Source organism: Agrobacterium sp. El2ro-1b (assembly GCF_048298475.1).
Classification (GTDB): Bacteria; Pseudomonadota; Alphaproteobacteria; order Rhizobiales; family Rhizobiaceae; genus Agrobacterium; species Agrobacterium fabrum.
The window spans coordinates 2,316,253-2,330,350 of record NZ_CP103458.1; the positions used below are offsets into that span (position 1 = coordinate 2,316,253).

Annotated in this window: 11 protein-coding genes; 8 read left to right on the forward strand and 3 right to left on the reverse strand. The window is 58.7% G+C overall.

All coding sequences use genetic code 11. From position 1 onward, the window contains the following. Positions 1-150: 150 nt before the first annotated feature. A complete protein-coding gene (locus tag NYR50_RS11475; RefSeq protein ID WP_418136026.1) occupies positions 151-1,845 on the forward strand; it encodes an adenylate/guanylate cyclase domain-containing protein in 1,695 nt (564 codons plus the stop codon). Positions 1,846-1,882: 37 nt separating this feature from the next. Here NYR50_RS11475 and NYR50_RS11480 read toward each other — a convergent pair whose 3' ends face one another. Next, positions 1,883-2,365, reverse strand: a complete 483-nt coding sequence (locus tag NYR50_RS11480; RefSeq protein ID WP_174009351.1) for a class I SAM-dependent methyltransferase — start codon at positions 2,363-2,365, stop codon at positions 1,883-1,885. Positions 2,366-2,369: 4 nt separating this feature from the next. After that, complete coding sequence (locus tag NYR50_RS11485; RefSeq protein ID WP_418136027.1) at positions 2,370-3,710, reverse strand: nucleotide sugar dehydrogenase; 1,341 nt, start codon at positions 3,708-3,710, stop codon at positions 2,370-2,372. Between the two features lie 127 nt (positions 3,711-3,837). Between NYR50_RS11485 and NYR50_RS11490 the strand changes: the two genes are divergently transcribed. Further along, positions 3,838-4,926 carry a glycosyltransferase family 4 protein gene (locus tag NYR50_RS11490; protein ID WP_418136028.1) on the forward strand — a complete coding sequence of 363 codons (1,089 nt, stop codon included), beginning with the start codon at positions 3,838-3,840 and terminating at the stop codon, positions 4,924-4,926. Between the two features lie 5 nt (positions 4,927-4,931). Then, positions 4,932-5,675, forward strand: a complete 744-nt coding sequence (locus NYR50_RS11495; protein ID WP_174009354.1) for a polysaccharide deacetylase family protein — start codon at positions 4,932-4,934, stop codon at positions 5,673-5,675. Here NYR50_RS11495 and NYR50_RS11500 read toward each other — a convergent pair. After that, positions 5,667-6,629, reverse strand: a complete 963-nt coding sequence (locus NYR50_RS11500) for a glycosyltransferase family 32 protein (protein WP_418136029.1) — start codon at positions 6,627-6,629, stop codon at positions 5,667-5,669. The two genes, NYR50_RS11495 and NYR50_RS11500, sit on opposite strands and share 9 nt — an antisense overlap. Before the next feature lie 210 nt (positions 6,630-6,839). Between NYR50_RS11500 and NYR50_RS11505 the strand changes: the two genes are divergently transcribed. From NYR50_RS11505 to NYR50_RS11525, 5 genes are all read left to right on the forward strand, one after another. Further along, positions 6,840-8,732 carry an ABC transporter ATP-binding protein gene (locus NYR50_RS11505; protein ID WP_418136030.1) on the forward strand — a complete coding sequence of 631 codons (1,893 nt, stop codon included), beginning with the start codon at positions 6,840-6,842 and terminating at the stop codon, positions 8,730-8,732. Next, positions 8,729-10,630, forward strand: a complete 1,902-nt coding sequence (locus NYR50_RS11510) for an ABC transporter substrate-binding protein (protein WP_418136031.1) — start codon at positions 8,729-8,731, stop codon at positions 10,628-10,630. Before NYR50_RS11505 ends, NYR50_RS11510 begins: the two co-directional genes overlap by 4 nt. Position 10,631: 1 nt before the next feature. Then, entirely contained in the window at positions 10,632-11,630 is a 999-nt protein-coding gene (locus NYR50_RS11515) for an ABC transporter permease (protein ID WP_418136032.1), read from the forward strand. Continuing rightward, positions 11,627-12,802: an ABC transporter permease gene (locus NYR50_RS11520; protein WP_080811720.1), complete on the forward strand. Its 1,176-nt coding sequence runs from the start codon at positions 11,627-11,629 to the stop codon at positions 12,800-12,802. The genes NYR50_RS11515 and NYR50_RS11520 overlap by 4 nt, the downstream gene beginning before the upstream one ends. 72 nt (positions 12,803-12,874) lie before the next feature. Further along, complete coding sequence (locus tag NYR50_RS11525) at positions 12,875-14,083, forward strand: glycosyltransferase family protein (RefSeq protein ID WP_418136033.1); 1,209 nt, start codon at positions 12,875-12,877, stop codon at positions 14,081-14,083. Positions 14,084-14,098: the final 15 nt, after the last annotated feature.

The window sequence follows — 14,098 nt, forward strand, 5'->3', positions numbered from 1 at the left end:
CGATATTGCCATGAGCCGGCCTGCATTTAAGGTATTTGCAGGAGACGCATATCCCGTTTTTCCGCCTGAAAATACGGGGAGACGATCTAAGATAGAACCACCCCTATTGCATGATGATTCTATACCGAACGGCCATTTGATGGGATTTGCATGATCCGTTTCTTTTCGGAAACCAATTTAAGACGCGCCCGGATCGCATCCGGCCTCATCATATTTGCTTTCGTTTTTTCCCACCTCTCCAATCATTCCCTTGCACTCATCTCCATCGACACCGCTGAACGGGCGCGAAAGTGGTTCAGCCTGATCTGGCTTAATCCTGTCAGCAGCCTGCTTTTTTACGGGTCGGTCGTGGTGCATGTCTGCCTTGTGCTGCGTTCGCTTTATCTGCGCAGAACGCTGCGCATGCCGCTGCGCGAGGCGCTTCAGGTCATATTCGGACTGTCGATCCCGTTTCTGATCATCGGCCACGCGGTCAATATCCGCGCCTCACATATGCTCTATGGCATCGACGTCGGTTATTATTCCGTCATCCGGCGGCTCTGGATCAACAATCCGGTCAACGGCGCCTGGCAAAGCCTCGCATTGATTGTCATCTGGACCCATGGATGCATCGGCCTCTATTTCTGGCTGCGATACCGCGACTGGTATCCAAAAACCGCCGGGCTGTTCATGACGGTGGCTGTGATGCTGCCGCTTCTGGCCTTGCTGGGCTTCAGCGATGCAGGCCGCTGGCTGGAAGAGGTGGATCGGAAATATGCGCTTCCTCCGGGGCTCACGGATAACACAATCCAGAGAGACGAACTCCCGCTGCAAAGGGAGATGGAAACGCGGATCCGGTTCATCACCGGCGCGACCGAGGCGATTTTCGCCGGCGGGGTGATGCTGGTCTTCGTTTTGCGCGGTGTGCGAAGCTTCCGGCAAAGGCTGACCGCGATTGAAATCCACTATGAACAGGGCGTGCAGGCGCGCATTCCGGCCGGATTCAGTATTCTCGAAGCCAGCAGGCTCGCGGGCATCCCGCATTACTCCGTCTGCGGCGGCAAGGGGCGCTGCTCGACCTGTCGCGTCAAGGTTCTGAACAGCAAAGGTCCGCTTCCGCCACCCGGAGATATCGAGCAGACCACGCTCCGGCGTATCCATGCGGATTCGGACGTGCGGCTCGGTTGTCAGTTGCGCCCCACCAGCGATCTCGACATCGCGCTTCTCGTTTCACCACCCCAGCAGAGCGATCTGCCGGCGGATGCGCAGCCGGCGCGCCCCGGCCGGGAAGAGGAAATCGCCATCCTCTTCTGCGATCTGCGCAATTTCACCACGCTGTCGGAAGCCAAGCTGCCCTATGATGTCGTCTTCCTTCTGAACCGTTATTTCACCATCGTCGGTCAGGCCGTCGAACAGGCCGGCGGTCATCTCGATAAATTCATCGGCGATGGCGCCATGGCCCTTTTTGGGCTAGGCGAGGATACGGACCGGGCCTGTCGCAACGCCATGAAGGCGGCCGCAACCATATTGCGGGATATCGCCATCCTGAACGAGGGGTTGGAGAAACAATTCGCTGTCCGCCTGGAAGTAGTGGTTGGCATTCACGCCGGCCCGAGCATCGTCGGCGTGATGGGATATGGCGCGGCAAAAACCCTGACCGCCATAGGCGATACCGTGAATGTCGCAAGCCGGCTCGAATCCAAGGCCAAGGAATTCGGCGCCGCCATCGTCGTTTCCGAACCGGCCATCATCCAGGCAGGACAGGAGATTGACGATCTCAGAAGCGAAGACATCGCCATTCGCGGACGAAACTCGCAGATGAAAGTCTATCTGCTCTCGAAAGAAGAGAGCGAGCGTTATCTATGAAATAGCCACGGCGCCTCTGTCTTCGGGCTGTCCGACGTCAAATCTTGCGATAGAGAAAATAGCGATCCGTCGGAACGCTTTCCGGCACCGGCAGCGGTTTCAGCATGGCATGATCGAGCGGCAGACCGCTGATGGCGATACCGCCTTTCGCCAGCATACCCGCGGCAAGATCGGGCAACCATGTGAGCGTAACCGCATCCTTTTCCGGATAACCCGTGCCGATATCGGCATGCACCATCGCCGCATCCGTACCGATGAAGGCCGGAGCGGTTTGCGAAATTTCACCGATCACGAGATCCTCTGCCGCCGGAACGGAGGAGGCATGTGCACCCATGGCCCTGTCAAAAGCGATGATGCGACGGTTGGGAAACAGTTCCCGCAGGTGATTGAAAGTGCGCCCGTTTCCAAGCCCGATTTCCATGAGTGCACCCTGATCGGGCAGATCGAGATCGGCCGCGACGTGGTTGAGGATGTCGCGCTGTGCGCTCAAACGGCGAATGAAACTGTCGAGTCTGCTCATAATATCAGGCCTTGATGATGTGTTTTGCTGCGATATCCCGGCGCGCGAAGACATTTCGTGTATCGATGATCAGCGGCGCCCAGTCGCTGAGCGCGGCATAGTCGACATTGTCGTGATCCGTCGCGACAAGAACGGCATCGAAGCTGCCGATGGTCTCCTTGTTCCATGATACGGATTTCATGCCCATAAGGTGGCTATATTCCCGGGTTCTCGGGATTTCCGCCACATAAGGATCGAAATAGGCCGCTTCGCCACCGCGCTCCTGAATAAGCTCCATGAGCTTCAGCGACGGGCTTTCGCGAATATCAGGCACGTTTTTTTTGTAGGCGAGACCGACGACCAGCACCCTGGAACGGCTGAGCGCCTTGCCGGAATGGATATCCAGCGCTTCGGCAACCCGCCCGACGACATGGCGCGGCATGCCGGTATTGATTTCGCCTGCTAGCTCGATGAACCGCGTCGGCAATTCATATTCGCGCGATTTCCAGGTGAGGTAGAAAGGGTCGATCGGTATGCAATGACCGCCGAGACCGGGACCGGGATAAAACGGCATGAAACCGAACGGCTTGGTTTTTGCCGCATCGATCACTTCCCATATGTCGATGCCCATCGCCTCGTAGACGACCTTGAGTTCGTTGACGAGCGCGATATTGACGGCACGGAACACGTTTTCGGTTATTTTCACCGCCTCTGCCGTGGCGTTTGTCGAAACCGGAACGATCTTCTTCACCACGGAGCTGTAGAAGGTAGCCATCAGCTTTCCGGCAGCTTCGCCGTCACCGGCGACGACCTTCGGAATGGTCGAGGTCTCGAAATCGCGATTGCCCGGATCTTCCCGCTCGGGCGAAAAACCGATGAAGAAATCGACGCCGGAGACGAGGCCGGCGCTCTCCAGAATGGTCTTCACCACCCCGTCGGTCGTGCCGGGATAGGTGGTCGATTCCAGCACCACGAGCTGCCCCTTGCGCAGATGCGCGGCGATATCCCGGCAGGTTTTTTCAACATAGGAAAGGTCCGGCTCGCGATATTTCGTCAGCGGCGTCGGCACGCAGATGGCGATCACATCGCATTCGGCCAGCCTGGAGAAATCGCTGGTGGCAACAAAACCGTCATCCTGCCGCACACTTGCCAGCACCTCATCGGAAACCGCCTCGATATAGCTGCGGCCCGCTTCGATTGCGGTAATTTTAGCGGGGTCGATGTCGAAACCGACGACCTTGAAACCGGCCTTGGCGACCGTCATGGCAAGCGGCAGGCCGACATAGCCGAGGCCGATTACCCCTGCTTTGGCGCTTTTGTTTTCGATGCTGGAAAGCAGGGTCTGGGAAATGTCTGGAGAAGTCAAAGCGTGTCACGCTCCGCGCATGTGCAAAAGATGCCTTTCAGTTGGGCAAGAATGACCGACCTGTCAAGGCTCGGCCCTTTCAAATTCCGGTTGACGCCCAAGCCGCCGGCGACGCACAACCATCCGCATGAAGATCGCCTTTTATTCGCCGCTCAAGTCACCCAACCATCCCGTTCCCTCCGGCGACCGGCTGATGGCCCGACTTTTGATGAAAGCGATGACAATAACTGGCCATGAGGTTTTCGTCGCCTCGGAACTGCGCAGCTTTCTGAAACAACCGGACGATCCGGCGCGGCCAGCGCTCACCGAGGAAGCGGGGCGCGAAATCGAAGCGATAGCGGAGCGCTGGCGGCAGGAGGGCGCACCGGACCTCTGGTTTTGTTATCACCCCTATTACAAGGCCCCGGATCTGCTCGGCCCGGAACTCGTGCGACGTTTCGGCATCGCCTATGTGACTGCAGAGGCATCCTATTCGCCGAAACGCAACGGCATGGGCTGGCGCGCGGTTCAGGACGGGTTGCTCGCTGCATTGAACGGGGCCGCGGTCAATATCTGCTTCACCGCGCGGGATCGTGAAGGGCTTCTGAGCGCTTCCCCCACCCTGCAATGGGCGATGTTGCCGCCCTTCATCGACGCCGGGGCATTTCTCAGCAACACACCCCGGCCGGAGCCCGCAAGGCTGATCACCGTCGCCATGATGCGGGCGGGCGACAAGCTCTCGAGCTACCGTGCCCTGTCCGAAGCGCTGGCCTTATTGCCTGAGATTCTTGACTGGACGCTGGATATCATCGGCGACGGCCCGGAACGCGCGGCCGTGGAGACGATGTTCAGCACTTTTCCCGATCATCGCCTTGTCTGGCACGGAGAGAAAAGCCCGACAGAAATCGTCGCACTTCTTTCAAAAGCTTCCCTCTATGTCTGGCCGGGCCATGGCGAGGCCTATGGTCTCGCCTATCTCGAAGCGCAGGCCGCCGGTCTGCCTGTCGTGGCCGAAAAAGTCGCCGGCGTTCCCGAGGTGGTAAAATCCGGCACGACAGGATTACTGACACCGGAAAATGATACAGCCGCTTACGCCGAGGCAATCAGGACCCTGCTCGGCGATGACAGGCAGCGTGAAGAGCTGGCAAAAGCGGCCCGCCAGTTCGTCATCAATGAACGATCTCTGGAAAACGCCGCAACGACACTGAACCAAATTCTTTTGCAGGCAAAGGCATAAAGATCATGAGTCTGGAAAAACTGAACGCGGCACTGGATGAATGCAGTCGGCGCGGCATAAAGGCCGATCTCTGGCTCCGGGACGACGACGCGGTAGAACCGACACCGGCTCTCGACTTGCTTCTTGATCTTTGCGGCAGCTTTTCCGTCCCTGTTACGCTCGCGGTCATTCCCGAGATGACGACGGATAAGCTCGCGACACATCTGGATGCCTCGGATATTGCTGACGTCGTCGTCCATGGCTGGTCCCATGTAAATTACGCCGGAGCCAAAGAAAAGAAACAGGAACTCGGGTCGCATCGCGGCCCGGCCATCGTGCTTGATGAATTGCAATCCGGACTGGATAAGCTCCACGACCTGCATGGCAGGCGTCTGGTGCCGATGCTGGTGCCGCCGTGGAATCGCATCGATGCCGGTATCGTGACGAGCTTGGCGGATATCGGCTATCGCGCTTTATCCGTCTTCGGCCCTGAGAAAAACACCGTGCCGCCGTGCCTGAACACCCATGTCGATGTCATCGACTGGCACGGTAGCCGCGGCGGCCGCGACGACGATATCCTGTTTTCCGAGACCGCCACCCGCATCCTGCGCACCGTCGAAGAGGGCGGCACGACCGGTATCCTCACCCATCATCTCGTGCATGACGACACTGTCTGGCGCTTCCTGCGGCAGCTTTTCGAGGTGACGACAGGGCACCCCGCCGCCCGCTGGCGTTCCTCGAACGATCTCGTCAACGAGATATCACCATGACTTCCAGGCGATCAGCATCCCGCTGTCCTGCGTGGCAAGTTCCCGCCTGATCGCTTCCACGTCCTCCAGCGGCGCACGGTCGGCAAGGGCCGCGGCAACGAATGACGCCGGCGCAAGGCTGATGCTGCCCGCCCGGGCGATGACGGTGAAGATCAACGGGCCGGTCGACCACCAGGCCGGAGCACGCGGCATTTCCTCGATGATCCCGGGAAAGGCCTCAAGCATCTTGCCGAAGACCGGATGTCCGGCCGGGGCAGCAATGAAGGAGTTGGCAAGCAGCATGCTGCCCTGCCCCGTATCGCGCGGCGTTTTTTCGTCAAACGCCGTCAGCCCTGTCAGAGGCAGGAAAGCATCGAAACTCAGATCGTCGCGCGCCGGATACCAGTCGCAGTCGAGATAGATGCCACCAAAACGCTCCAGCAGGATGTAACGGGCCACATCCACCGCGCCCGGATAATCGCCCTCACTGAGCATCCTGTTAAAGATGGCATTCGAAAACACGCCCTCCCGCTCAAGATCGGCCTCCCGCCAGAGGCGATAGTCATAACCGTGCTGTGCGGCATGGGCGCCCCAGGCTTGGACCGATATCGGCGGCGCTTTTTCTCCGATCCATATCTGGTGAATGAGCCGTGGCACATCCTCCCGGCTTTTAAGATTGATCACGCGCCGATCTTCGGCGGAAAACTGCGCATATTTTTCCAGCGTCGGCGGCGGCGGAACAAGGGTATATTGATAACCGATCCTGGCAACCAGATCGCCTTCGGCCTTGGCGAGGCGCAGCCGCGCGGCATGCAGCCGGCGCGGCAGGCCGAGCACGGTTCGCTCGCCCATCAGATGCGCGTCCTTTGCTGCAACCAGCGATAAGAGAAGTGCGTTTGCTTCCGCATATTGCCCTTCATTTTGCAACTGCCGGGCCTTATCGAGCTGAGCGTCGTAATATTTCTTGTCGGACATGGATCCTCGTTCCAAAGCGCCCGTTAACATAGCACCAAACATGCACGGTCAGGCAAGCCGCCACATTTCGGAAGCCGGCTTTGAATTCGCTAAACAATTCGATGTTTCAGAGGCATAGACAGACAACAAACCCTGCGATAACGTGAGTTTAAGCCCTCCTGAACAATTGTCACAAGGCAACGATAAAGAGACGGCAAGGAACCTTTTGGCATGAGCGTTGGCGCAGATTTGCTCCGTATTGAAAATCTGCGGGTCTCTTTTTCTCTCATGGGCGGCACCATTGATGCCGTCAGGGATACCAGCCTGCGCATTCTCCCGGGAAAAGTCACGGCTCTTGTCGGCGAATCCGGCTCGGGAAAGTCCGTCATCGGCCAGACCATCATGGGCATCCATCCCAAGACGGCGCGGGTAAACGGCCGCGTACTCTTCACCGATCCCGAAAACGCCGCCGCCGGACCCGTAGACCTGCTGCAATTGCCGAAGGATGGCCGGGAAATCCGCTCGATCCGTGGCAATCGCATCGGCCTGATTTTCCAGGAGCCCATGACCTCCTTTTCGCCGCTGCACACCATCGGCAACCAGATCGATGAAGCGCTCAGAATCCACAGCATCCTGTCGCCGGCAGAGCGCGCGGAAAAAATGTATGAAACGCTCGATCTCGTAGGGTTTTCCAAACCCAAGAAGGTCGTGAACATGTATCCCTTCGAATTGTCGGGTGGCATGCGTCAGCGCGCCATGATCGCCATGGCGCTCATCTGTCGGCCTGCGCTTTTGATTGCGGATGAGCCGACGACGGCGCTGGATGTGACGATACAGGCGCAGATCCTCAAGCTGCTGCGCGATCTCCAGAGCCGGCTGAACATGAGCATGCTGCTCATCACCCACGATCTCGGTGTAGTCGCCAACATCGCCGACGAGGTCGCCGTGATCTATCAGGGCGAGATCATGGAAGCCGGCACCGTCGATGACATTTTCAAGGCGCCGGGCCATCCCTATCTCAAGGGCCTGATGGCCGCCGTACCGCATTTCGACATGAGGCCCGGCGAAAGGCTGAAGGCGCTGCGCGAAATCAAGGTGGACCACGAAAGCCTTGTCGGCAAAAAGACCGCCGCGGTCAACAAAACCCCCGGCCCGCTTCTGACCGTCGACAACATCAGCAAGACCTTCACGACCCGCAAGTCCAGCTGGTTCCGCAAAAGCGACGCCAATGCCACGAAGGCGGTCAACAGCGTCAGTTTTGAAATCCGTCGCGGCGAATGCCTCGGGCTGGTTGGCGAAAGCGGCAGCGGCAAGACCACCGTCAGTAAAATCCTCATGCGCGCCGTCCGGCCAGATGAGGGTTCGATAACCTTTCACCGGCCGGAAGGCGATATCGATGTCCTCAATGCAAAGGATGGTGATCTCAAAGAGCTGCGGTCGAAGATACAGATGGTCTTCCAGGACCCGATTTCATCACTGTCCCCCCGCATGACCGTCGGCAATATCCTGAGCGAGCCGCTCGAAATCCACGGGCGGGGCGATGCGAAATACCGCGCGGAAAAAGTCCGTGGTCTCGTCAGGGCAATCGGCCTCGGCGAAAGCGCGCTGAACCGCTATCCCCATAGTTTCTCCGGCGGCCAGAGGCAGCGTATCGGCATTGCCCGCGCCCTGGCGCTCGGTCCCGAATTGCTGATCTGCGATGAACCCGTCTCCGCCCTCGATGTCTCGGTGCAGGCGCAGATCCTCAATCTGCTGAAGGATTTGCAGCAGGATCTCGGGCTCACCTATCTCTTCATCTCGCATAATCTCGCGGTGGTGGATTATATGGCTGACCGCGTGGCCGTGATGTGCGAGGGTCGTATCGTGGAGCTGGCACCGCGGGAAATCCTGATGCGCTCTCCGGTTCATCCTTATACGAAATCCCTGCTGGCCGCCGTGCCTTTCCCCGATCTCGATCGTCCGCTCGATTTCCGTACCATCGGCAAGATCAGCGCGACGGGCAAATTCGACTGGGGCAAGCAGTTCCGGGACGAGGGTGATGGCGAGATGATCTCTGCCGATCTCGGCGAAGGCCATTTCGTCCTTGCCAACGGCAATGCCGATATCCGGGAGCTTCGCCCTTGATCACGCGCCGCACCACAATCGCCCTGCTGGCCTCCGTTTTCCTGCCGGCCTATGCCCGCGCCGCCTATGTCGACCCGACCTTTTTCAAGGAAAAACGCGAAAAGGGCGAATTGCCCGACGTGGCCGAGCGCCTGCCGAAAAACCCGCGCGTCATCGACATGAAAGCGCTTGGCCGCGAACCGGGAAAACATGGCGGCTCGGTGCGTATGCTCATTGGGGGCCAGCGTGACATCCGGCTCATGCCGATCAGCAACTATGCCCGCCTTGTCGGTTATGACGAAAAATTCGAACTGCATCCGGATATTCTCGAAAGCTACGAGGTCCAGGAAGAGCGCATCTTCACCTTCAAGCTGCGCGAGGGCCACAAATGGTCCGACGGCAGCGACTTCACATCCGAAGATTTCCGGTATTTCTGGGAGGATGTCGCCCTCAATAAGGAAATTCACAAGGGCGGTCCGCCGATCGAACTTCTGGTCAACAATAATCCGCCGCTGATCGAAGTCGTCGACCGGCTGACGGTGCGTTACACCTGGGAAGGCCCGAACCCGGATTTCCTGGCGAAGCTCGCGGCGGCCTCGCCTGCGCGGCTGTTCCTTCCCGCCGCTTACATGAAGCAGTTTCACGTCAAATATCAGACCGCGGAAAATCTCGCCAAGCTCATCAAGAAGAACAAGGCGGATGACTGGAGCGGGCTGCATATCAAGATGTCACGGCAGGTCCGGCCGGAGAACCCCGCTTTGCCGACGCTCGACGCATGGCGAAACACGACCTCGCCGCCGGCCGAGCAGTTCGTGTTCGAGCGTAACCCCTATTATCACCGCGTCGACGAAAATGGCCTGCAACTGCCTTATCTCGACCGTTTCCTGCTGAACGTCACCTCCTCCGATATCATCTCGGCCAAGACGGCGTCGGGCGATAGCGACCTGCAGTATTTCGGCCTCGATTTCGCCGATTACACCTTCCTGAAGGATGCCGAAAAGCGTTTTCCCCTGAAGGTCAATCTCTACAAGCGCTCCCAGGGCTCCCGCATCGCGCTGCTGCCCAATCTCAATTGTGCCGACCCGGTCTGGCGCAGCGCTTTCCAGGACGTGCGCGTGCGCCGTGCCCTGTCGCTCGCGATCAACCGGCATGAAATCAACATGGTCTGTTTCTACGGGCTGGCAAAAGAAAGCGCCGACACCGTCCTGCCGGAAAGCCCGCTTTACCGGCAGGAATTTGCCGATGCCTGGAGCGCCTTTGACCGGGCAGCAGCCAACAGGCTGCTCGATGAGGTCGGTCTGGACAAGCGGGATGACGCGGGCTTACGCCTCCTGCCCGATGGCCGCCCGGCTTACATTATCGTTGAGACGACGGGCGAAAGCACACTCGAAACCGATGTCATGGAACTGGTGACGGATCACTGGCGGCATATCGGCATTGCGGTTTCGGTGCGCCCCACCCAGCGCGATGTCTTCCGCAAGCGCGCCATGGGCGGCGAGGTGCTGATGTCGGTGTGGATGGGCATGGACAATGGCGTGCCTACACCCGACATGCTGCCTTCCGGTCTCGCCCCCACCGGCGACGATCAGCTGCAATGGCCGGTATGGGGCATTCATTATCTGTCCGGTGGCCGCGAGGGCAAGGAGCCCGACCTGCCGGAGGCGGCGCATCTTCTCGATCTCCTCAAAAAATGGCGCAGAAGCGTCACCGAGGAAGAACGCGAAGCGATCTGGCTGGAAATGCTCGGGATTTATACGCAGCAGGTGTTTTCAATCGGCATCGTCAACGGCGCGCTGCAACCCGTCGTCCATGTCAAACGCATGCGGAACGTGCCGGACAAGGCGCTTTTCGGTTATGAGCCCACATCTTATCTCGGCGTCTATATGCCGGATGCCTTCTGGTATGACGGAGACGCCTGATATGCTGCGGTATATAATCAAGCGCATCCTCGTCATGATCCCCACCCTGATCCTGATCTCGATGCTGGTTTTCACCATTATCGAACTGCCGCCGGGCGATTATTTCGAAAGCTACGTCGCCGAGTTGCGCGCCATGGGTGAGACGGCAAACCTTGCCGAAATCGAGGAATTGCGCACCCGTTACGGTTTCGATCAGCCGGCGCCGATCCGTTATTTCCGCTGGGCGACCGGCATGCTGGTCGGCGATTTCGGTTATTCCTTCGAATATCAGCTGCCGGTCAGCGATGTGGTGGGAGACCGCCTTTGGCTGACGGTTCTGGTCTCCTTCATCACCATCATCGTCACCTGGATTCTTGCCTTTCCGATCGGCATCTATTCCGCCACGCATAAATACAGCTGGGGAGATTACGGCCTTACCTTCCTCGGCCTGCTCGGCATTGCCATCCCCAATTTCATGCTGGCACTGATCCTGATGTATTTCGCCAATATCTGGTTCGGCATCTCCATCGGCCATCTGATGGACCGGGAATATCTGAACCAGGCGATGAGCTGGGCGAAGTTCAAATCGATCCTCGAACATATCTGGATCCCCGTCCTCATCATCGGAACGGCAGGCACGGCCGGCATGATCCGCCGCCTGCGCGCCAACCTGCTGGACGAGCTGCAGAAACAATATGTGGTGACAGCCCGCGCCAAGGGGCTGCACCCCTTCAAGGTGCTGATCAAATATCCGCTGCGCATGGCGCTGAATTTCTTCATCTCGGATATCGGCTCGATCCTGCCCGCCATCATTTCAGGCGCGGAAATCACCGCCGTCGTCCTGTCGCTCGAAACCACTGGCCCGATGCTCATTCGGGCTTTGCAAAGCCAGGATATGTATCTGGCCGGCTCGTTCCTGATGTTCCTGGCTTTCCTGACGGTGATCGGCGTTCTGGTGTCGGATATCGCCCTTGCCATACTCGACCCGCGAATCCGCTTCGGAGGTGGTAACGTCAAATGACTTCATCCCTTCCGAAATCAGGCGAAGCCCTTCCCCATTACGTCTCGACGGCACCCTTCGACCCGTCGCTCATCGAGCCCAACACCTCTGGAATGGCGGCCTTCAGCAAGGCATCACAGCTAAAGCTGATGTGGTGGCAATTTCGCCAGCACAAGATCGCTGTGTGGTCCGGCGCGTTTCTGGCGTTGATCTATCTTTCGATCCTGATCAGCGAGTTCCTCGCCCCTTACAATCTTCATACCCGCAATATCGAGCATATCTACGCGCCGCCGCAGGCTATCCACCTCTTCGACGACGGAAAATTTGTCGGTCCCTTCGTTTATGGCCGGGAAATGACGCTCGATATGGACAATCTGAGGCGCGTCTACCGGGATGTGCCGACGGATATCCAGCCGCTGCGCTTCTTCTGCAAGGGCGATACCTATCGCTTCTGGGGCATGTTTGAGGGCAGAACCCACTTTGTATGCCCGGCCGAAGGCGGTGAAATGTTCCTGCTCGGCACTGACAGGCTGGGGCGCGATGTGCTGTCGCGGATTATCTACGGCGCGCGCATCTCGCTGACCATCGGTCTTCTCGGTGTTGCCATGAGCTTCGTTCTCGGCATTGTGATCGGCGGTCTGGCGGGCTATCGCGGCGGCACCTTTGACCTGATTGTCCAGCGCATCATCGAGGTGCTGCAATCCATCCCCAGCATTCCGCTGTGGCTGGCGCTTGCGGCAATCATGCCGGTTACCTGGAGCCCGATCCTCGTCTATCTCGGCATCACCATCATTCTCGGCATGCTGGACTGGACCGGACTTGCGCGCGCCGTGCGCTCGAAGCTTCTGGCGCTTCGCGAGGAAGACTATGTTTTGTCTGCGCAATTGATGGGTGCGGGCACACCGCGCATCATCGGCAGACATCTCATTCCCGGTTTCATGTCGCATCTCATCGCTTCGGCCACCCTGACGATACCCGGCATGATTCTCGGCGAGACAGCATTGAGCTTCCTCGGCCTCGGTCTCAGGCCGCCGATCACAAGTTGGGGAATTCTGCTCACGGAGGCGCGCAGCGTCAGCGTCATTGCGCTATATCCGTGGCTTCTCATCCCGACGATCCCGGTCGTTCTCGTCATTCTGGCCTTTAATTTCTTCGGCGACGGACTACGTGATGCTGCGGACCCCTTCAGATAAAATGGAATACACCTTGATCTATTGCCCTTCAGCCATCGCCTTTTTTGTGGAAGGCAAAAAGAGGTGTGGCCCATGAGCCCTCGTTTGAACGACGCGCGCATCCTCATGTACAGCCACGATTCCTTCGGTCTCGGCCATCTGCGGCGGTGTCGCACGATTGCACATGCACTGGTGGAGGATTATCGCGGCCTTAACGTCCTCATCATTTCAGGCGCGACCATTGCCGGTGCCTTTGATTATCGCGCCCGCGTCGATTTCGTGAAAATCCCGAGCGTCATCAAGCTGCGCAACGGCGAATACACCTCGATGGACAGGCATATCGATCTTCAGGAAACGCTGAAGATGCGCCGCTCCATCATCTATCACACCGCCGAGAGCTTCCAGCCTGACATCTTCATCGTTGACAAGGAGCCCATGGGCCTGCGCGGCGAGGTGGAAGAAACGCTTGCATATTTGAAGGGTCAAGGCACCAAGCTCGTCATCGGCCTGCGCGACGTCATGGATGCACCGCAGCTGCTCGAGGCGGAGTGGAAGCGCAATAACGTCATGACCAAGATCGGCCAGTTCTATGACCATATCTGGGTCTACGGCCCGCCGGATTTCCATGACCCGCTGACGGGGCTCGACGTTCCCCAGACCGTGCGCGACAAGATGGATTTCGTGGGCTTCCTGCAACGATCCAAAACCCAGGCCGAAACCGTGGCACACCGGCCGGAAGGCGATTATCTTCTCATCACCACCGGCGGCGGCGGCGATGGCAGTGAACTGATCGACGATGTCATCAATGCCTATCGCCATGACCCGGAACTGACGCATAAGGCGCTTGTCGTGCTCGGCCCCTATATGCCGGCGGATCAGCGCCAGCGCTTCATGAGCAGCGTTGCCGATATCCCGCATATCGAGATCATCGAATTCGACAACCGCATGGAGGACCTCGTCGCCGGGGCCCAGGCCGTTGTCTCGATGGGAGGCTACAACACCGTCTGCGAAATATTGTCCTTCGACAAACCCGCCCTCGTTGTGCCCCGCACGGTGCCGCGGGAGGAGCAGCTCATCCGCGCCACCCGCGCATCGGAGCTTGGCCTTTTCGACATGCTTCTGCCGGAAGACGCAGAGAACCCCGCAAAAATGGCAGAGGCTCTCAAAGCCCTGCCCAACCGCGCGCCTCCTTCCGTCAACTCCCAGAATCTGAAGCTCGACGGTCTGGAAAACATATCGCGTCGGATTGCGGAATGGCTGCCGCACGAGAGCGAGAAGGCACCGATTACGCTCACCGCGTGATCGGCTTCCCAACCA